The 21,473-nt window shown below is 36.3% G+C and carries 18 protein-coding genes; 6 read left to right on the forward strand and 12 right to left on the reverse strand.

Annotated elements, in window-relative coordinates; translation table 11 throughout:
• Window positions 1-65: 65 nt before the first annotated feature.
• The 7 genes from HW347_RS09140 to HW347_RS09170 all read right to left on the reverse strand — a co-directional run bounded on the left by HW347_RS09140 (window position 66) and on the right by HW347_RS09170 (window position 11,718).
• Window positions 66-356 carry a chaperone modulator CbpM gene (locus HW347_RS09140; RefSeq protein WP_214611598.1) on the reverse strand — a complete coding sequence of 97 codons (291 nt, stop codon included), beginning with the start codon at window positions 354-356 and terminating at the stop codon, window positions 66-68.
• A gap of 4 nt (window positions 357-360) precedes the next feature.
• A complete protein-coding gene (locus HW347_RS09145; protein WP_214611599.1) occupies window positions 361-1,260 on the reverse strand; it encodes a DnaJ C-terminal domain-containing protein in 900 nt (299 codons plus the stop codon).
• A gap of 259 nt (window positions 1,261-1,519) precedes the next feature.
• Window positions 1,520-2,569: a family 16 glycosylhydrolase gene (locus HW347_RS09150; protein ID WP_214611600.1), complete on the reverse strand. Its 1,050-nt coding sequence runs from the start codon at window positions 2,567-2,569 to the stop codon at window positions 1,520-1,522.
• Window positions 2,570-2,662: 93 nt separating this feature from the next.
• Window positions 2,663-4,276: a hypothetical protein gene (locus tag HW347_RS09155; protein WP_214611601.1), complete on the reverse strand. Its 1,614-nt coding sequence runs from the start codon at window positions 4,274-4,276 to the stop codon at window positions 2,663-2,665.
• A 65-nt stretch (window positions 4,277-4,341) separates the two neighbouring features.
• A complete protein-coding gene (locus tag HW347_RS09160; RefSeq protein WP_214611602.1) occupies window positions 4,342-6,108 on the reverse strand; it encodes a RagB/SusD family nutrient uptake outer membrane protein in 1,767 nt (588 codons plus the stop codon).
• A gap of 56 nt (window positions 6,109-6,164) precedes the next feature.
• Entirely contained in the window at window positions 6,165-9,251 is a 3,087-nt protein-coding gene (locus HW347_RS09165) for a SusC/RagA family TonB-linked outer membrane protein (protein ID WP_214611603.1), read from the reverse strand.
• A 943-nt stretch (window positions 9,252-10,194) separates the two neighbouring features.
• Window positions 10,195-11,718, reverse strand: a complete 1,524-nt coding sequence (locus HW347_RS09170) for an alpha-L-fucosidase (RefSeq protein WP_214611604.1) — start codon at window positions 11,716-11,718, stop codon at window positions 10,195-10,197.
• Window positions 11,719-12,038: 320 nt separating this feature from the next.
• On the opposite strand from HW347_RS09170, the gene HW347_RS09175 reads away from it, so the two are divergent.
• The gene (locus tag HW347_RS09175) at window positions 12,039-13,667 is read left to right on the forward strand and encodes a tetratricopeptide repeat protein (RefSeq protein WP_214611605.1); all 1,629 of its coding nucleotides are present in this window, start codon (window positions 12,039-12,041) and stop codon (window positions 13,665-13,667) included.
• Between the two features lie 148 nt (window positions 13,668-13,815).
• The gene (locus HW347_RS09180; RefSeq protein WP_214611606.1) at window positions 13,816-14,664 is read left to right on the forward strand and encodes a phospholipase A; all 849 of its coding nucleotides are present in this window, start codon (window positions 13,816-13,818) and stop codon (window positions 14,662-14,664) included.
• 63 nt (window positions 14,665-14,727) lie between these two features.
• On the opposite strand, the gene HW347_RS09185 is transcribed toward HW347_RS09180, so the two are convergent.
• The 4 genes from HW347_RS09185 to HW347_RS09200 form a co-directional block, all read right to left on the reverse strand.
• On the reverse strand, window positions 14,728-15,177 hold the full coding sequence (locus HW347_RS09185) for a ferritin-like domain-containing protein (RefSeq protein ID WP_214611607.1): 450 nt from the start codon (window positions 15,175-15,177) through the stop codon (window positions 14,728-14,730).
• Between the two features lie 120 nt (window positions 15,178-15,297).
• The gene (locus HW347_RS09190) at window positions 15,298-15,519 is read right to left on the reverse strand and encodes a hypothetical protein (RefSeq protein WP_214611608.1); all 222 of its coding nucleotides are present in this window, start codon (window positions 15,517-15,519) and stop codon (window positions 15,298-15,300) included.
• Between the two features lie 360 nt (window positions 15,520-15,879).
• A complete protein-coding gene (locus tag HW347_RS09195) occupies window positions 15,880-16,401 on the reverse strand; it encodes a DUF421 domain-containing protein (RefSeq protein ID WP_214611609.1) in 522 nt (173 codons plus the stop codon).
• Window positions 16,402-16,553: 152 nt separating this feature from the next.
• Window positions 16,554-16,859: a VOC family protein gene (locus HW347_RS09200; protein ID WP_317195315.1), complete on the reverse strand. Its 306-nt coding sequence runs from the start codon at window positions 16,857-16,859 to the stop codon at window positions 16,554-16,556.
• A gap of 272 nt (window positions 16,860-17,131) precedes the next feature.
• Between HW347_RS09200 and HW347_RS09205 the strand changes: the two genes are divergently transcribed.
• The 3 genes from HW347_RS09205 to HW347_RS09215 all read left to right on the forward strand — a co-directional run bounded on the left by HW347_RS09205 (window position 17,132) and on the right by HW347_RS09215 (window position 20,122).
• Window positions 17,132-17,545 (forward strand): hypothetical protein, encoded by a 414-nt coding sequence (locus HW347_RS09205; RefSeq protein ID WP_214611610.1) that lies wholly within the window; start codon window positions 17,132-17,134, stop codon window positions 17,543-17,545.
• A gap of 75 nt (window positions 17,546-17,620) precedes the next feature.
• The gene (locus HW347_RS09210; RefSeq protein WP_214611611.1) at window positions 17,621-19,756 is read left to right on the forward strand and encodes a catalase; all 2,136 of its coding nucleotides are present in this window, start codon (window positions 17,621-17,623) and stop codon (window positions 19,754-19,756) included.
• A 21-nt stretch (window positions 19,757-19,777) separates the two neighbouring features.
• The gene (locus tag HW347_RS09215) at window positions 19,778-20,122 is read left to right on the forward strand and encodes a hypothetical protein (RefSeq protein ID WP_214611612.1); all 345 of its coding nucleotides are present in this window, start codon (window positions 19,778-19,780) and stop codon (window positions 20,120-20,122) included.
• An 82-nt stretch (window positions 20,123-20,204) separates the two neighbouring features.
• Here the strand turns inward: HW347_RS09215 and HW347_RS09220 are convergent, their stop codons facing one another.
• Entirely contained in the window at window positions 20,205-21,029 is an 825-nt protein-coding gene (locus HW347_RS09220) for a DUF3891 family protein (RefSeq protein ID WP_214611613.1), read from the reverse strand.
• A 124-nt stretch (window positions 21,030-21,153) separates the two neighbouring features.
• On the opposite strand from HW347_RS09220, the gene HW347_RS09225 reads away from it, so the two are divergent.
• Entirely contained in the window at window positions 21,154-21,459 is a 306-nt protein-coding gene (locus HW347_RS09225) for a hypothetical protein (protein ID WP_155597040.1), read from the forward strand.
• Window positions 21,460-21,473 lie beyond the last annotated feature (14 nt).

Raw genomic sequence — 21,473 nt, forward strand, 5'->3', positions numbered from 1 at the left:
TCCCTTAACTATTGAAAAGTAAAGTCTCTTTTAAAAAGTTTAAGGCATAAAAATTAGACTAAAACCTACTCATACAAACTCAGTTTATTTTTGAGCCTTCTCATCTCCTCATTTGCTTCTTCTATACGCTCCAACAGACGAGTAATGACCTCAACACCTTCTAAATTGATATTTAAATCTGTGTGTAACCTCAGTGCTTTTTCGGCCATAGGAAGTTCTTCCATAGGTATATATGAACTATCACTACGTTCTATGATGCTCACAAGGCCAAATTCGTTCAACTGATTTATAACCGTTGTAGAAATACTATGGCCAATACAAAATTCGGTTACCGATACATATTCTTGTTGTTGCATAATCTTAGTTTTTAAGGGATGCTAATTGTTTGAATAGTTCTTTCTCTTTATCGGATAGATTGGTAGGGGTTTGAACGTTATAAGTGATGTAAAGGTCTCCGAACTGGCCTTCCTTTTTATAAATAGGAAACCCTTTACCTTTTAATTTCACCTTGGTACCACTTTGGGTTTCTGGTTTAACTTTAAGTTTTGCTTTACCATCAAACGTATCAACGGTAATTTCACCTCCTAAAACTGCAGTGTACAAATCAACGTCAACATCCTTATATAAGTTATTTCCGTCTCTTTTAAATGGCGTGTTATTATCAATTATAAATTTTAAAAATAAGTCGCCTTTTGGACCATTATTTCTACCTGGCCCACCATGACCTGGTATTTTTATAGTCTGCCCATTTTCAATCCCTGCCGGTATGGTAAGTCTAATATTCTTGCCATTAACGGTTAAGGTTTGTTTTTGGGTCGTAAAGGCATCGCGCAAGTTTAAGCGTAACTGCGCATTAAGGTCTTGCCCTCTAAACCTGGTCTGCTGCCCTCCTCGTTGCGAGAAACCGCCGCCTCCACCGCCGCCAAACATAGATTCAAAGAAATCGGAAAAATCACCACCTCCAAAATCTTGACCGTATTGTTGACCGCCACCTCGTGCGCCTTGTTGTGCTTTTGCTTTCTCAAATTGCTCGGCATGCATCCAGTCTTTTCCGTACTGGTCGTATTTTTTTCGATTTTCTACATTACCTAAAACCTCATTGGCTTCATTTATCTCCTTAAATTTCTTCTCCGCAGTTGCATCGTTTGGGTTTACATCAGGATGATACTTTCGTGCCATTTTCCTGTATGCTTTTTTAATATCCTTTTCACTAGCCTTTTTAGGCACGCCCAAAACCTTATAATAATCTACATAATCCATCTTAGTGTCAATTTAAAGAGTGACGCTTATCACACCATGAAATTAACTAAAAATCCCCTCTAGGTCAAGCCTTTTGATGATTGTTTTTAAGAGAGAAAAATATAAATAAGAACACATGATTTTGGTCATTTATCAGAAAATAAAATATAAAAAAACCATAGGATTGTAGTTTAAAAAAGAGGAAACTACCTATGGTTTATATATCCAAATCTATCAAAGACCCAATTATAACTGTTGTTAGAGCAAAATAAGACACCTCTTACTTTGCAACCGGTTTATAAATTCTAATCCAATCTACTTTAAACGTGTTGTTATCTAAATTCTCTAACTCACCATCAGTTGGGGTAACCGTTTGAGATTGTAAACCTGAGGCTGGTGTAGATCGCCATGTTTGATCTTCCGTATTGATAATAATATCCATTTCTTTACTTAGACCTGTTCGGGTATCTACTTCTGTGTTTCCGGGGTCTGTTGTATTCGTAAAGTATTTTGGATCTATCATATCTTTTCCAGAAACGGTGCGCACTAATGCACCATCTATATAATACTCTAAGTGCCATGGGCTTTTCCAGTAAACACCGTAGGTATGAAAGTCTTGATTCCAAACCGTACCATCTTCAAACCAAGTCCCAGCATCTTTTGGTTGATAGTCCTGAAAAGGTTCCCTAATAAATACATGATGACTAATATGTATTTTTTTTGAAAAATAAGACTGTTCTTTCTGGGCACTTTCTGAATAGTCTGCCCCATAAGCTTCTAGAATATCTATCTCCTGCGTATCATCTGCACTCAGCAGCCACACATCAGAAGCTAAAGTAGAGTTCATAACCTTTGCACGTGCTTCTATGTAAACAGGATAAACTACTCGCGTTTTTGATGTAATACAACCCATATTGATTTTCTCTGAACCAGGTTTGCGTGTAGCCCACATTTGCAACTGTCCATCTTTTACATGAGAACGTTCTCTTTTCCATTCCGTTAGGCCAGGTCCGCTCCATTGGTTATGATAAAAATCATCCCATTTTTCAAGGAATTGATCTCCTTTATTATCCGCAGGAGCATCATACTCAAAATCATCGGAAATTTCCTGAAACTCCCATGTCATATCCGCCCCGGCATCTGCAGGTACGGGAATTTCTTTCCAGTCAACTTCTTCTGATATTTCTGGAACAGGCTCGGGTTCTTTTACTTCTTCCTCTATTTTATTTTGCTCAACAGGTAATTCAGATGAATTATCAAATTTTGAACTGGTTCCACAACTATATGCTAAGGCGCAACAAAATGCCAATTTTAGCGGATTTAAGTTCATGTTTTTAAATGTTTTATATCTATAAATTAATTTTAATAAAAAGGGAGAATCTCTCAATTCTCCCTTCAACTCAAACAAACAACATTGTGGGGATTATGGTCGTTCTTCTTTTTCTATAATTGAGAAGTTATCATAGTAGACAGTCATGTCTGTAGTCTTCTCTGCATTAGGTAAAATTCTTAAATAGAACTGAGATAATGGTGTAGTACTCTGATAATCAACCGTATGTGTTTTCCACTCCCCTAATGGATGGGTAAAATTATTCCAAAACTGAAAACCCCAATTTTGCAATAAGAAAAGGCCAGTACTTGAAGTCCCGTCCCCTCCAACAGCATCGGGCGCAATGTACATATCATAAGAAACGATATAAGTTACACCTTCTTCAAAAATAATAGGATTTGTAAATGCCGCACCTGCTTCTGCATTATCCTGACCTGCCTCAATTTTCAATTTTAAGCTATACTCGCCAGTGGCAGCTTGCTCCGTAGAATATTCAGCAGTTCCTTTATTACTCCAGAAAGGAGCCCAACTATCTGCACCTGTTTCCAAACCGGCAATATCCGCAGGTAATAAATTTACTGAGCTCATTAGTACAGGTTCATCTGCAAATGGTAATGCTTCTCTAGTATCCGATGATTCTATGCTACCACCTACATAAGAAACCGTAATAACATCTGGACGATATATAGGAGCCGCTAACTTAATATCCATTTTTGTAGCATCATCTGCATTAACTGCAACGGAAGCAACTTCAAAAGCTTCTCCGTTTACCATAACGGTGAAAAACTCTTCTTGGCCACCAAACGGCGTAAATTCACCATTAAATGGAACCTGAATAGTTTCATCTTCTAGTTCCTTAACTTCTCCTGTAAGTTCAAAAGGTTTGGAAGAAGGTATAACCTTGATTGGTGCATTCACTACGTAAGTTGCAAAATCTCCAGGAATGTTCTGCCCTGTACGAGATAAATTCATAGTTGCTCTAAAGCTCCCCAATTTATTGAAGGCAATGTTAGCAATTGCATCGCCGCTACTACCTACAACAGGATTCTCTACAACTTCCTCACCCGGTTTTAATGCTTTTCTTATGCTCCAAGTACGACCGGTAGGCTCTCCTATAGTAGAGAGATCTGTAAACTCCATTGTATTCCCTGCTTCAATATAAATGGTATCTCTAGCTTCATGGTTTACAACTGCATCCCCATTTCTTACCTTAATTACTGGTACAAGTTTAGGGTAGACCTTAACCATAAAAGTGGTATCAATAACAAATAAGTCTCCTTCTTTTTTTGCAGCCATCTCATAATCTACATTATCGCGATTACCCTTAAAAACTACCATTTCATTAAAGGTGTTGTATAACCTAACTTTTTTCATTCCCGAGGTTTGAAAAAGTACATGTACTGTCTTTTCAAACGAGGTTGTGGTTCTAGGTTCAATAATAAACGGGTCTAAGATAGAATCTGTTCTATCTATCGGTCCTTCAAGAAAGACATCCGTTTTTTCAATTCTCCATGAATGAGCCTCCGCGCCTTGAGATAAATCGGTAAAGGACAAATACTCATTTAAATTTACCTGAAGGTCGTTTGCCGTACCCTTACTCGTATAAAAACCTACATCCGAAAAAGGAAAAGGAGCCTCATATTCGTTATCGTCGCACCCTACGAAGAGGATGGCCAAAACGGCTAATATTCTTATTGCGTTTTTCATTTTATACTTTTTTAATTTCTTATTTTTCGCATTGTTCATTGATTTAACCATAGCATCCTTCAATTCTAATTATTTAATTGAGGGTTAGATATGATTTCTGAATTTGGTAAAGGCCAATACGCATGTATTGATGAATTATAATTCACTGCAGCCTGTTGAAATTCATTCCAATTTTCATCAATATCCGGATCACCTACTGGTAATTCCTTTACAATGGACGCCCATCTAGTAACTTCCTTGCCGTCCTCATCCAAGAGCGGGTAATGATCCGCCGCATAACGTCTTTTGGCCAATTCTTGAAAACGTTCTGCCTTTATGCCCCATCTTCTAAGATCAATATTTCTATTACCGTCACCTTCTGCAGAAAGCTCCAAAGGCAACTCTTTATACATAAGGTGCTCCATTAGGCTTTGCGCATCGTAAGTAACATTGTCATGATCATTTGTTGGAAACTCTCCAGTTCCCGCCAAGCCCAACAATTGAACTCCTGATCTTCTACGTACTTTGTTGATATAGGTAAGTGCTTCATCTACATTGCCCAATTTTATCTGAGCTTCTGCATATTGCAAATAGATTTCTGCTAAACGAATTAAACGCTCATTAACACCTGATCTTACCTTGCCCGGTGAAAGCTCTTCCTCTGATCTAGTAATATCCCAGTTGGTGTGTTTTCTCCAAAATGCAGTCATTTTAACATTAAAGTTTGAGGCTTGTCCTGTTTCGTCTCTCAGGTAATACCCCATATCAGTATCATCAACTAAAGCAACCGACCACGATGTTCTTAAACTGAACTTTCTAAAGCCTTCATTGCCCTCTTCATCAATAACCTTATTTCTAGGGTCGGAGAAATCTAAAGGATCATTCCTATATTCTAATATTAACCAGTTGGCAACAACAGCTCCAAACCATGTTCCTGCTCCTCCAGTAAATTGTCTAACATATGCGGTATTTGCAACATCTCTACCATCCCAAGGGCCTAACTCATTTTTGAAATCTAAGGAGTACCCAACTTCTAGGATAGATTCTTCGTTAAACTCATCCATAGTAGTAAAGTTGCTACCAATATTAGGGGTCAAAGAATACCCAAAATTGTCAATCACATTTTTAAAATGTGTAGAAGCGGTTTCATAATCACCTTCGTAAAGATATGATTGGCCCAAAACAGCTACAGCAGCACCCGCAGTTACCCGGCCCTTTTCTTTATCCTCCCATGAATTCGGTAAATTTTCCGCAGCAAATTTTAAATCTTCTAAATAAAATTTCTTTACATCCTCAGCTGGTGACACCGCTTGGTAAAATTCACTTTCTTCTATTGGTACAAAATCATAAATTGGTACAGCTCCCCCATTAAAAGAGTTATAAAGGTTAAAGTACAGGTAGCCTCTTAAAAAGCGTGCTTGTGCAAGGATAACTAACCCATCTTCTTTCTCCTTTTCTGTAGTATAGGTTTCCGCCAGCACAGCAGCAGCCTCAATAACTTGATTTGCCCTAAAAATAGCGGTGTAGTTTGCACTCCATTTGTTATTAGGTACAGCAGAGGCATCATTAAAAACCTGTAAGTAATACTCATTTGTATTATTTGGCCTTTGATAACCACTTGACCATGCCAGATCGGTTCTAGCAAGTTCGCCTACTAAATTTATAGTATTTGAATTTGCGAAACCCTTATAACTCGCAATCAGGCCTTGTTCTAAATCTCCATTGTCTTTCCAAAAGGTTTCTGTAGAAATCTGATTTGGATTGGTCTGCTCCAGAAAATCATCTGAACAGCCCATAATTGCTAACATAGGCACTAGTATAAAAAGTAACCGTTTTGTTATCGTTGTTTTCATAACTTTCATTTTTTCATTTTTTTTGTCGGAATTGCTCATCTTCATCTCAAATTTCATTAAAATTCAATTTGAAGTCCGGTTCGTATTTGGGAGCTTACCGGATAAGTTCCCTTATCGATTCCTCGTGTACTTAAACCGTTATTACCAACTTCTGGATCATATCCATCATATTTGGTAATCGTTAACGGGTTCTGTGCCGCAACGTATATTCTGAATTTTGTTATACCTAGCTTTTCGGTATAATCTCTAGGAATTGTGTATCCCAAAGAAATATTACGTAATCTCACAAAAGTGCCGTCATCCAACCAATAGTCCGTTTGACCTCTATAGTTATTATGGGTTGCATTTCTATTTACAGGAATATCCGATGTGTTATTTTGTGGTGTCCATTGGTACACTAAATCTTGGTGATTCCCTACTTTATAAGCCAAGGCTTTATTTCCGTTTATGATTTCGGCACCAAAAGATCCATACCATTGCATTGAGAAATCCAATGCTTTGTAATTGGCTGAAAAGTTAAAACCCATTTCAAATTCTGGAGTACCACTCCCCATATACTGACGGTCACCAATGCCTATAGTTCCGTCTTTATCAAAATCTACATACTTTAAGTCTCCAATTTTAGCATCGGGAACAATCGCTTGGTATGCAGCCAATTCTTCTTCGGTTTTAATAGTACCGGCAGTTTCCACTAAAAAGAAAGCTCCACCTTCATAACCTTCTGCCAAAGCAGTAACCAAATCTTGATCATTATCATGCCCAGAAATACTACTGTCATCAAAATATATGATTTTGTTACTACCACTCATTTTGGTAATGATATTATCATTTCTGGTGTAAGTAAGTCCAGCGTTCCATGATACTTTACCTGCGTGCTGATAATTCATGGCAAATTCAACACCCTTGTTGGTCATATCTCCAACATTCAAAACTACTTCAGCATTATTCCCACCTCCCGCGGTTGGAGGTAACAAAACAGGGAACAACATATCTTGTTTCTTGGTTTCGTAAATATCTCCTGAAAGTGTCAGTTTATTATCGAAAAGGCCCATATCAAAACCTGCGTTTAACGATACCGATGTTTCCCAACGCACTTTAGGGTTAGCAAATCCGGTTTGAGTAGCTCCTAAAATTAAATTTTGATTGGTTGCAGCGCCAAGAACATAATCATTATCCAGTGTAATTGTAGGCGTATAAGAATAATCAGCAATACCCTGGTTACCAGTGGTACCTCTACTACCTCTTAATTTGAGCGAAGACACGGTATTCTTTAAAGGATTCCAGAACTTTTCATCAGAAACATTCCAACCAGCTGAAACAGAAGGGAATACACCCCATGGTTCTTCTTTAAAACGAGAAGACCCATCTCTTCTTACGGCAGCACTCAAAAGGTACTTGCCCTTATAATTATACTGAAGTCTTGCCAACATACCTATTAAGGTACTTTCACGATCTTGAGTCCATTGATTGTTTCCTGATCCTACATTTGGATCCGATGTTGCCCCGTTAAGAACTACTACGTCGTTAGAAGCTAAATCACTTTTCTCTGCAAAAAACTCAGAATAATTATACTTTTCTGAAGAATATACTCCCGTGAAATTTATATTATGATCCCCAAAGCTTTTTTGATAGTTCAATATATTCTCCCAAGTAAATTTCTTTGCTAGTGAGCTCATATTTCTAACCTTTGAGCGTTGTGAAGTTACCTCCGTTCCGTCATCTCTATATGCTGTAAATTTTGGATTTATCGTGATTCTTGTTCCATTATCGTAGCTTGTTGCAATTCTTGAAGTAAACTTTAGATTATCTGTAAAGCTATAAGTTAAACTCAAGTTACCATCAAAATAATTGTTCTCTTGATTATCCTCTTGTAAAAATCTGTATCCCAAATAAGATAGGTTGGTAGCCCCATTACCATCAGGTCCTGCATTATCTAAAACACTAGAGCCAGGGTCTATGTTTGGACTGTACGCAGTATACTTTATAGCATCACCAAGTAAACCCCATGGCGCATGTTCCCTGTTCTCTACCCTAAAAGACAAACCTGTTGTAATGTTCCATTTTCCTTTAACGAACTGGGTGTTAGCTCTAACATTAAAACGATCATATCCAGATTTAATAATTACACCCTCTTGGTCAAAATAGTTACCCGTTACGTTGTAAGTAAGACCATCTTTACCTCCTGAGAGTGAAAGGCTATGGTTTTGAATTGGTGCCATATCATTTTGAACAAGCTGTACTAAATCCGTATTATTTGTAAGGAAATGAGGACTGCGTTCTATTGTAGTCCATGTGTTACCATAACTACTACTATTCAATGCTGAACCTTGCAAAAATTGGACATACAACTTATCCTCTACATTAAGTAATGGAGTTGCAGAAGTAATAGTTTGTAGACCATAATAACTATCTACGGCTATTTTCATCTGGCCTTCCTTTCCCTTCTTTGTTGTAACTAAGATTACACCCGCAGCACCTCTAGTACCGTAGATAGCGGCAGAAGCCCCATCTTTTAATACATCAATAGTTTCAATTTCATTGATACTCAATTTTGGATCTCCATCAAAAGGGATACCATCTACTACATACAATGGCCTATTGGCTCCATTAATAGACGTAAGTCCACGAATCATTACGTTCGCTTCAGAACCAGGAGCTCCTGAACTTGCTGTAACATTTACCCCAGCAATCTGCCCTTGTAAAGCAGCTCCAATGTCTGATGTTGATGTTTTTAATAATTCTTCTGACTTTACCTGAGCGACAGCTCCTGTTAGCTCTTTCTTCTTTTGAGCACCATATCCTATTACTACAACTTCGTCTAGTGCAGAAACATCTTCTTGGAGTGTTACATCTATGGTCTGCTTACCACCAACAGCCACTTCTTTAGATTTAAAACCAATATAGGTGAATACCAAAACGGCATTAGATTCCGCATTAATTGTGTATAAACCGTCAAAATCTGTAACTGCTCCGTTGTTGGTACCTTTTACCACAACGCTTACTCCCGGTAAGGGCGCATCATCGGCATATACCGTTCCACTAACGCTTTGAGATTGTGCGGCCATTGTACTTAGACAAAAGACCAAGAACAATCCCATTTGGAAAGTGTGGGATTTAAAATGAAAAATGTGTTTGAAATTCATATAGTTTCTTGTTAAATTTTAAAAAAGACACAATTAAAAAAAGTAGGTCTAACCTTATTTTAAAAGTTGAATTCAAATTCAAGTAATGTTAGATTTTCTTAAATATTAAAATCGAGACAAACGATTCCCCATACTTTGTTATAGTTTGACATTTTTAAGAGGTCGTTCTAGAATTCGTACGGCTTAATTTGTATGTCTAGACTTCTATTTTATATTCAGTTTTGAGTTTGAGAAAATTGATTACTTGTGCTAATTGAAATCAACATTATGCCCGTTGATTTAGTTTAGGAATACATGTTGAGAAACACCTTTGAAAAAACAGGAGGTGCATTGTTGGGAGAGAAGTGATTTTTTCTTTTCATAAATAGAGTTGGTTTAAAGTGAGTAAAGGTTGATTATTGAATTATCAATTAAGAGTTAAAAAATTTACACATACTCGCTAATTGATGTCCAAAATAGAGATATTGTTAATTTTACCCTAAAAAAAGCGCTTGACAAAAACTTGACAGAATCAAATTTTATGTCAAGTTAACCTCTTTAAGCCCTTATACATATTGATTTTACAAATCGAAAAGAAAAAACAGAACACTACAAAAGACACTAATTATAAAGTGTTAAAATTTGAGTAGTTTATTACTTAAAAAACAGTGATAAGACGCAAAAACAAGTATGAAAAACACGCTCTTAGGCCTTATAGTATTTGAAAAGAGAGAAATTTCGCTAATTAAAAAAGCTATCTCATTGTATGAATAAGATAGCTTCCCAAAATAAGATTAAGAGGTAATTTATGGAGTACAACAAATGGTTTTGTAATAGAAGATATGGTTTAGATAGAATATCAGAACTCATTACCTAGCCGGCTTAGCACTTTCCATCAAATACATATCAAACAAGTCTAAGGGGACTTATTTACACCCCTTCCGTAAATTAATATCCCTTTGTTTTACAAATTAATCTTAAAAACAAACGCATGTTTACCCACTGGGTTCTTTGGTAAACTTATATGCAGACCATCAGATTTTTTGGCAAACTCTAATTTTTTGGAAGTCCCAAGCAACTCAATAGATTTAATTTCCTTTTTTAGTAAACCACGTTCCGTACCTAATGTTCTAATTACGGTCTCGCTAGATTCAGGCCAATCTAATTGTATGGCATATAAAGCATCACCCTTAACTGTGAATCGGATATCATCTGATGTATTATCAGGGTTCTTACGCTCACTTAAATGACCCTCAGTTACTTTTGCAGAGCCTTCACCATATACTTCCCAAGGTCTAGCATCATAAATAGCTTCTCCGTTTTGACGCAGCCACTCACCTATTTCTAAAAGGCGTTCTTGTACGGGAGCTGGTATCTCACCATCTGCTTTAGGTGTAATGTTCAATAACAGACAACCATTTTTACTTACTACATCCACCAAAAAATCTATAATACGGTTTGTACTTTTATAATCGGGGTCACTAATATCACTCCATGCTTTCCAATCAATAGAATCATCTGTTAACCACGGGAAATCTTTCATCTCGCTCATTCTAGCACGCTCTACGTCCAATACCGCGGTACCTTTTGCAAAATCATAAAACTTATACGTAGCCACTACTTCTTGATTATTTTTTACCCCATGATTATAATAATAGGATAGAAATTCTTTTCGGTAAGCCTCATCAATAACATCAACCTTATTGTCAAACCATACAAGATCAGGACTATAATTATCAACAATTTCTTTTAGTCTGTCTAACCACTCTTCATTGAATTTTTTATCACCAACGGGATAGTACCGTTCGGAACCTTCATCAATTTCTTTGGTGCTGAATGGATACTGAAAATCTCCTTTTTTCAATTTTGGCCCATATAAATCTGCATACTTCGGGTCAGCCGCATCTGTAGATTCGTCCCAAGTTGGGTACCAACCAAAGAGCCATTGACGGTGGTAGGTAGCTATGAATTTCATGTCTCGTTTTCTAATCTCTTTTGACAGTTCTCCCATGATATCCCGTTTAGGCCCCATATTTTTAGAGTTCCAACGGGTAAGTTTACTGTCCCACATTGCAAAGCCATCTGCATGTTCGGACACCGGACCTGCAAATTTAGCACCTGCTTTTTCAAAGAGATCGGCCCATTCTGCAGCATCAAATTTTTCAGCTTTAAACATGGGTATAAAATCTTTATAACCAAACTCATTTAACGGCCCATAAGTTTTAACATGATGCTCGTAAAAACGTTTTCCTTTTTTGTGCTCTGGGTTATCAGGAGATGTATACATCCAATGTGAATACCATTCATTTTCATAGGCCGGAACGGAATATGGTCCCCAATGACAATAAATACCAAATTTTGCATCCTGAAACCATTCTGGAGTTTCATGACTTCTTAAAGACTGCCAATCAGCCTCATAGCTCTTTTCTTGTGCAGAAACCAAATTAAAGGTCAACAGCAATACCAATACTAAATAGATTGTTCTCATTTTTTCAAAATTTTCATCAACATTAAATATGCCAACATGTAAATATGTCGCTAGTGAAAATTACAAATTTGTACAACGCTTTTTGCAGAACAAGACTGCTTATATGGTCATGTTCAGTTTATGTACAGTCTTGTTTAACCGTAAAAGAGAGTCAAACGAATAATTCCTTACTCAATTTTGAAAAATGAAAGAAATTAGTTACACTTGGTATCATACTCTTTACGAGTTCCTTTTGGTATGGTATAGTTCATTTTTCAATTAAAAGCCATAGCTTTCGATTAATCAAATATTAAGGCAGAACTAATAAATCATAGAACTGAATGTTGTTTCCAAAAAGACTTATCCCCACTTACGGTCTTATTGTTTTATTCCTACTTTCTGGTTTTACCATTTACGGTCAAGACTCTTCTATTCCATTGAACGCCTCTATTGCGTACGCGGATACACTCACAATTAAACCTAATTTACATAATATAGACTCCTTAAAATCGGTCGTTGCTTCAAACTTAATTAAGGGTGACACCTTAAAATCTGTATGGACACTAATGAAGTTAATGGACGCTTATAGCCACCAAGCCAATTATGCCCAAGCATATGAGACAATATGGTCTGCCTTAACATTAGTTGACTCTTCTGATAAAAAAGTGATTAAATCTCATATTTATAGAAGATTAGGGGCTATGTACAGCTATAATAAAAGAAAGGAAGAAGCTCTTAAATATTTACAGATGTCACTAGACATCATGAAAGATCAGGTAGAAAAGGGTACAATGCCCAAAGCCTCATTGGCTCATAGTTACTATACTTTTAGTTACACCTATAGAGGGTTGGATGAGCCGGAAATGGCAAAGAAATACTTGGATAGTTGTTATATATATTATGGCGATGTACCCGACAAAATTGATTTACCCTTTTTGAAATTTGAAGAATCCTATGTTTTAAGGGAGGAGCAAAAATATGAGGAAGCCATGCAAACACTTGCAGAAATAGAACCATGGTTTCAAAACAATACACCGTCCTATTTAGTCCTTGTATACGCATATTGGGCGGTTATCTACAAGAGACTTGGTGATATTGACAAAACCATTGAATATTATAAAAAAGCTCTTAGAATTTCAGATAAATACCAGAGTCATATAGATTTTACTCCTTTTATTTACGAAAAGCTCTCTGAAAACTATAAACGCTTAGGAAATTATAAAGAAGCTTACCAAAGCTTGGACAAGGCAAAAACCTTGAATGCAAAATTCTTTGACGGAAGAAGCCAAAATAATATTCCTCTCATGGAAATTAAAAACGAATACCGGCTAGAGAAGGAACGTCAGCAAGAAGTAATACGCCAGCAACGTATGGAAAAGTTAGAGCAACAAGATAAAATCTTGCTGCTACAGCGTATTATCCTGGGTACTAGCCTCGTATTCGTAGTCATAATCGGTTTTGTTTATGTTAAACACATTCGCTCAAAACACAGGGCTGAAAAACTCTTGATGCAAAAAACCAAAGCGCTCGAAATGGAACAGGCAAACGAACTTCTTGAGACCAAAAACAAGGAATTAGCTGCCTCAACGCTTCAATTGGTTGAAAAAGATGAGTTCCTGAAAAGGTTAAAAACCGAGTTACGAGGCGAAGATGGCACCGTTAAAGTGTCTGAAATAAATAGGGTTTTGAAATCTATTTCTGTTGGTAGCGCCAATAATTGGGAGGAATTTAAACTTCGGTTCACGGATGTAAATAAGAATTTCTATGAAAAGCTTAATAACACCTATCCTAATCTAAGCCAAACAGACCAAAAAATATGTGCTTTAATTAAACTTAATCTCAGCAGTAAAGACATGGCAAGGCTATTGGGTATCTCTACAAAATCTGTGCACACCACACGGCACCGTCTCCGTAAAAAAATGGGATTACAACGAAGCGATAATTTAGAGGAATTAATTGCGTCATTATAACCTAACTTGTAGGGCTTTAACTACCTAAAATACAACTACTTTCAGTTTCTCTTCATTGAACCAAAATTTTATCTTATCACATTAAAAATAGCCATTATGAAAGGTTATTTTTGACCCTTCCTTTTATCCAACTAAAAAGAACCGTTATATGAAAATTAAAATCTCTATATGGATTTTATTGGGGCTTCAATTATCTATTTTAGACCTAAATGCACAAGCGCTTACCCGAGAAGAAGTTCGTGATACCATGCAAGTAATCTCCAGGTTTTCCATTCACAACGATAATTATTTCGTTACTGGAGTTCCTACAAATAAAAGTATAAACAGCTCTACTGCCGACGCCAAATACCAAATTAGTTTTAAGCAGATTATAAGCCGTAACACTTTACCTTGGGACACTTATGCTTTCCTGACTTACAGCCAAAAATCTTTTTGGGACATCTATAAAGATTCGTACCCTTTTGATGAAATTAATTTTAACCCAACTATAGGTGTTGAAAAAGCCTTCTACGATTCTGAAGATAGAATTAATGGGTGGGGCTCATTAGTGTTTGAGCATGAATCCAATGGCCGCGATAGTATCTATTCTAGGAGTTGGAACCGGTTAAGCGCTCAGTACTCTAGACTTTTAGGTTTAAAGACTATGCTTCATGTTAGAGGTTGGATTCCTTTTGGTTACAAATCTGGTAATCCAGACCTTATTGACTATGTAGGTTTGGGGGAAATAACACTGTCGCATGATATTATCCCAGACAAACTTATATTTGAAGTTAAGGTTAGGAAAGGACTAAGTAATGATGCTAAAGGCATGATACGGAGTAGGTTACATTACAGTCCTTTTAAGTATCCTTCTAACCAGTATTTTATGATTGAATGGTTTGCCGGGCATGCGGAGAACCTTATTGATTACGAACAATACAGAAGTATGATACGCGTAGGGTATGTAATAAAGAGTAACGAATTTGGCATCTTAAAGCGGAACAGAAAGAATCTTTAATTTGTAGTTTTAAGCATAAAAAAAGCCCCTTAAAAGGGGCTTTTTCATTACACTATAATTTTACTATCTAACGTCTTCCAACGTTTTAATGGTCTTTAAATCATCCATTAGCCAATCTCGTTGCTTACGGATTACTGAAGCCGCTTCTAAAGGTAAATGCGTATCTGCCAATACCTCGTTATATTCTTCTATAGCGGCGTTGTCTCCTCGTATAGCTTCTTCTAACATAGCTTCATCATTATCGCCGGCAAAGAAGGTTTTAACATCCATCCATGCTCTGTGCATTGCCCCAGTAACACTACCATCTACATCATCTCTTGTTTTTAGTGCCGGAGCCGCTGCTTTCAATGCCACTAGAAAATTTCTTCTCTCAATAGATTTGGTTTGAAAGTAACTTTTAAGACCAATCTCCGTAGCGTTCTCCGTTGCCTTCTCATACCCTTTTATGGCGTCTTCGTTCTTTTGTATAATATCATTTATACTGTCTTCAATTTCTTTTATATCGCTATTCATATCATTTTTATTTTGCGGTAACTTAAATGCCTACCGTTTGACATACATTAAAATTAATACTAAACTTTCCTTTCGATTGATTCGAAAAAATTTCATTTGAACGCTATACCACTTGCTTCTCTAAGCAACACTTTTAATGCGGTTCAGTTTTACCATACAGATATAATCTTCATTCTGAAGCGTACATTCGCCCAATCTTCTCATTTGTGCTTCCGTAGCTATATATTCAAAAAAATCTTCGTTAGTTAAACTTCCTGCGCTGTTTAAATCAGAAATATTTGCGAAAAGCGTTTCTTGGGTATTCTTAGAAATAATGGTGTACTTATAATTAAAATCGTTCATGGTGCGTTTATTTAATTAGACATTACCTTCCTTATTACAGGTACTAACCTGTTCAATTTAGGGTACTCAAATACTACTTATTTTCAAGAGGACTAACTAAAATCCTAATGGCAATAAAACGGAATGGTTGGTGTATTGGTTTGAATAAATTTCAATATGGAATCCGGCACTTATGAAGTAAGGACCATTGCCCTTTCCGAATTCTATTTATTATTGCAATCTGATATCAAAAATAAAATGAAGTAGTAATGTGCTTGAACTTTTTTAATTGAAAAGTGAACTCGATTACAAGTAAAGAAAAGCACCCTGAAATTTACTTCAGGGTGCTTTTTTTTTAACAGATTATTTAAATTATAAGGATTATGAACGCATAACATCTTCCAACATGAAATCTTCTACTGGGCGGTCATGCTGTTTATGTAGAACTGAAATATCTCCGGTAGTTTCAAAAATAACCGCTTTTACCTCAGATAACTCAGTAACATTGGCCTCACGTAATTTGGCCCTTAAATCTGATTTTGCTACCCTACCCTTCTTCAAATTTTCTTCCAAAATGGTTTCACCATCCATTAGTAATAATGGTTTATTATCCATCAAATCTTTAATGGTATCATTTCTTCTGGCCAAAGCGGCTCCCATCTGTAAAAGATAGACCGCCACAATGCCAATAATACCGTCCGTAAGACTTACGGATTTAGATAAAATTGTAGTCGCTAAAATGGAACCTACGGCTACTGTCATAGCAAAATCAAAACTGGACATTTTTGAAAAACTACGTTTACCACAAATGCGCGTCATGACTATTACGGTAATATAAATACCTAATGCTGTTAGACAGATAGCAAATAATGCATCCCAAGAAAATACGAACCACTTTTCCATAATATTATAATTACTAATGGCCATTCTAAAATGGCAGGTTAAAAATTTAAACTGATGTTACTTCTTAGTTAAGGTCGCAATTTATCATCCAGTTAATGCCGTACCGATCTGTAAAACGACCAAAAAGAGCATTCCATTCCCGCTCCCTTAATTCATGGTGATGAGGATAGTTTCTCATATAGCTCCTTAGCTTCGTTCTTATCGTTCAGGTCTATACTTAAATGAATTTTTGTCCCCTCCGTTAATGGTGTGTCTGGCGCTGCATCATAGGCCATAAAATGTACACCCTTACCTTTTAGTTCTGCATGTTGCAACCGATCACGATAAGATGCCGGTACATCTATTTTCTTATCTGCATACGTTTGTCTGTTCTTAATCTCTGCGCCTAATGAATCTGCGTAAAAGTTGAGTGCTTCTTGACAATTCCCATCAAAGGCTAAATATGCTTGTGTTTTCATTCTATTGAGTTTTAAAGTTTATACTAAATTACTAGTAGAACGTTATTGTGATCGATTACATCGATAATAACCTTGACACAAAAGCAAAATCTCCATGCTTCTAATGTCTAAATCCAAAAATCAATCCTTTTCCCAGATAAGTAATTTTCACGATATCATAACTGAGCAGTTACAAGCTGAATAATTAATTGAATTAATATTCATTTTTTTACAGCCAAATTTATAAATCCCACGTCAATACATTTATGCTAATAGAACTCAAAACCAATTGTATGGAATGTCTTCATCAACTTTTAAAAGTCTATGTAATAAGTGAATTACAATATACCTATGATGCACTACGAGCTAGCTCTCCACTAAAAAAAACTTTTATGGAGCAGCGCGCTATAGAAAGATCGGATTTTGTTTTAGACATCTATCGTACCGTCACGAGGAACAATGGCAAAGGAACTTTAACAGACCTCTATAATCTGCACAAACAGTTATACGGAGAAGACTACCTTCATACACACAGCCCTTTACCTATTAATATGAGTATCCTAGATAGGAAAGCTCTTGAAATCTGTAATTGTATGCTACTACTAGATATTCCTGACGCCTTAAGATTTTTGCTTACGGAACAAGTTCGTCAGATAGAATCTAGCCTTCTTGGTTTAGTTTACATCCAGAGTTTAACAGAAAATTAAAGTGCTTCAAGTGCCCTCCTCATTCATTAACTAATTATTGCAAACCTAAAGACAGCTATTTTAAAAACATCACATATGGAATCGAAAAAAACTTCTAAAAAAGTAGTTACTGCTAAAGACAAACAACTAGAAAATCATACCGTAGACTATACTGATAAGCCTATGACTACGCGTCAAGGCTTGAAAGTTAACGATACAAATAACTCTTTAAAAGCAGGCCCCCGCGGAGCCACTTTGCTAGAAGATTTTCTTCTACGAGAAAAAATACACAATTTTGACCATGAGCGTATTCCAGAGCGCATAGTTCATGCACGAGGAAGTGGAGCCCATGGCTATTTTGAGTTATATGAAAGCATTGAGGAGTATTCAAAAGCAGGCATATTTACGGATACATCCCGAAAAACTCCAGTTTTTGCTAGGTTCTCTACCGTAGCGGGCTCTAAAGGTTCTACAGATCTGGCCCGAGACGTAAGGGGCTTTGCTGTAAAATTTTATACTGATGAAGGCACATGGGATTTGGTAGGAAACAACATGCCCATTTTCTTTATTCAAGATGCCATGAAATTTCCAGATTTAATTCACTCTGTTAAACCTGAACCACATCAGGAAATACCCCAAGCTGCATCTGCCCATGATACGTTTTACGACTTTGTTTCTCTTACACCAGAAACGTTACACAATCACATTTGGGTAATGAGCGACAGAGCTATTCCTCGCAGCCTTCGTATGATGGAAGGCTTTGGTATTCATACTTTTCGACTTATAAATAAAGAAGGAAAGGCACATTTTGTAAAATTTCATTGGAAACCTAAATTGGGTGTACACTCCGTTACTTGGGACGAGGCCGTAAAAATTAGCGGTGCAGACTCAGATTTTCATAGAAGAGATTTATGGAACGCCATTGAAGCCGGAAACTATCCTGAATGGGAATTAGGTTTACAAATCGTACCCGAAGAAGACGAGCATAAATATGATTTTGACCTTTTAGACCCCACTAAACTTATACCTGAAGAAATGGTGCCCGTTAAAATTGTGGGTAAAATGGTTCTTAATCAAAATCCAGAAAACTTTTTTGCCGAAACGGAACAAGTGGCTTTTATGCCGGGAAGTATTGTCCCAGGAATTGATTTTACTAACGATCCTTTATTACAGGGTAGATTATTTTCTTACAGAGACACTCAACTTTCTAGATTAGGCTCTCATAATTTTCATCAAATACCAATTAATAAACCTGTTGGTGAAGCTCGCAACAACCAAAGGGACGGTCATATGCAAACTGAAATCCCTAAAGGAAGAACTGCTTATTTCCCCAATTCTATTAGCGCAGGTTGCCCCTATTTGTCAACCGTTGCAGAAGGTGGTTTTGAATCGTATCAGGAACGTATTGATGCTAAGAAAATAAGAACCAGAAGTGCAAGTTTTAATGACCATTATTCTCAGCCGGCATTGTTCTACAGAAGTCTTTCTAACTGGGAAAAAGAACACGTAATGAGCGCCTATTCATTTGAATTAGGCAAATGTGAGTTTAAACATATTAAAGAGCGTATGCTCTACTTAATTGGGCAAATAGATACTGACTTAGCGGACAAGGTAGCAGCAAATTTAGGCATGAAGGTACCATCCACGATACAAGAACCCGTTAACCAAGCTATTGGTGCAGATGCAAATGTGGAGGAACAACAGCCTAGTAAGAAAAAAATATATTTAGATAAGTCTCCAAAACTGAGCCAAGCGAACACAAATTTTGATCTCATAGAAACAAGACAGATTGCCGTTTTAGTTGCAGATGGTTTTCATATGAAAGACTTTAAGACAATGGCAGATGCTTTAAAACAAAAAGGTGCTGTTATTAAACTTATAGCCCCACATGGTGGATCCGTAACTTGTGATGAAGGCATGGAACATAAAGTAGATGCTGCTATCATGACTACAGAGAGTGTACTATTTGATGCTCTATTCATACCAGGGGGTAAAAAATCTGTAGATGCACTAGTATCTAAATTTATAAAATTCATTAACGAAACTTATAAGCATTGTAAAGCTATTGCGGTTACAAATGAAGGCAAACAGGTCTTGGATAAAAGCGAAATAGAAGATTTTGAGAATGATGCCGCTCTCTTTATTAATGGCACACCAGACGATTTTATTGGAGCCATTGCAAAACATAGAAATTGGGACAGAAGAGAAAAGGCAGAAAAAATTCCTGCCTAATTGAAAATTAAAATAATTATTATGGAAAATGAATATGCAAAACACGAAACTAATTATATAAACAGTTATGAAAACCTGGGGTATACAGATTCTTATAGGTTTGTCAATAACCAATTACGGAGTACAAAAACAGATACAAATTATACTCCCAAGGAAATAACTATAATTAAAGAGCATAGGTACGAAGGAATGAGTAATCCTTCTGACATGTCCATGCTATATGTTATTGAAACGGCTGATGGTGGTAAAGGAACTCTACTTACAGGGTACGGTCCTAGTGCTAACACAGAACTGTATGAATTTTTAGATAAAATTCCGGAAGAGAATATAAAGGATGAAAACGTATTACCTCCAGACGCCGAATAAAAAACACAGTCTTACTATTTAAAAATAATCCTGACAAAAGAATTTGTCGGGATTATTTTTTTTAAAGATTTCATTTAACCAGCTATTCACGAGAAAACGTCCAAGATTTTATTTTAATAGGTGCTTTAGCCAAAAATGCATCAAACTCATTTTCGTCTTTAAATTTAATTTCTGATAGCAGCCGGGACTCTAGAGTCAAATCAAAAGATTGGTCTTTAAAGGGCCAAGGTTTTACAGTTAGATTCCCGTTATCGGACTCGGATATAAAATACTTTTTGTTATCTATAGATGTATTTATCTCCAGTTCTCTACCCAACTGCGGTACTTGGTTTTGACATAAAATAAGAGATAACCTATCAGCAAAAATCATAATTTTATAAAGTTCGGAAACTCTATCCGGTTCTACTTTGTACCGCTCGCAAACCTCTGCCCTAAAACGTTTTAAATCCTTTAAGAACCTACTAAATTCAGCATGATTCTTAGCTGTGTCCTCATACAAGAATTGAAGATGATGGGATAGAATTAAAGCAGACCAACTAGACTTATTATTCACCTTTTCAAAAACCGCTTTAGCATGCTCAAATGATTTGGCTATTGGAATAGTATTTACAGCAAAATCCATTGGCATTCCCGTTTTGGAAATACACTTTTTAGCTTTATGCGATATCTGTTCGTCATCATGTTCAATTATAGCAGTCATAGTTTCTAACCAATGACCTACAAAGAGTTTATCTTTTATATTATTAGCTATTTTACCTGCCAATAGCCCATGGGCCGGATGTGAAATTACCTCCAGTCCATCGTGTAAAAAATTTATTAGCATACTACATAAGATTAAGCGGTGACTATTAATGGTATTTACACCATTATAAAAATAATGCTCCACGCAGTATAGTATTAATTTCATTCCTTCATAGTTTAGCCCAAATGCATTTACAAGGCTTTTAGTGGTTTGTTTGAGGTAAAATTTCAACTAATAGCGAGCCCCCTATTTTCATAGGCTATATAATTTTATTGAAAAATAAAAAACGATGAATATCTCAACAACTTCCAAATCATTAAAATCTGAAAAAAGCATAGTAAAAACGTATTTCAAACAATTAAATAAACAGATAACAGAGTTGCGAAAGACTTTTGAAAGCAACTTCCCTAAATACCCCTCAAGGAAATTTGAAGCTGTTCGTGAATTCAATATTATGCTCGTTAAAACGAAATTGAAATTAAACAGTATTCCAATTTCAGAAACCACCGAGAAATCAAAAATACAGAAGCGCCTAGATCGCATATCAAATGAAATTCAAAAACTGAATAAAGTGAATCAAAATCTTATTAATTGAATATGAGATTTAAC

The organism is Zobellia barbeyronii, from assembly GCF_018603515.1.
GTDB classification, from domain to species: Bacteria; Bacteroidota; Bacteroidia; order Flavobacteriales; family Flavobacteriaceae; genus Zobellia; species Zobellia barbeyronii.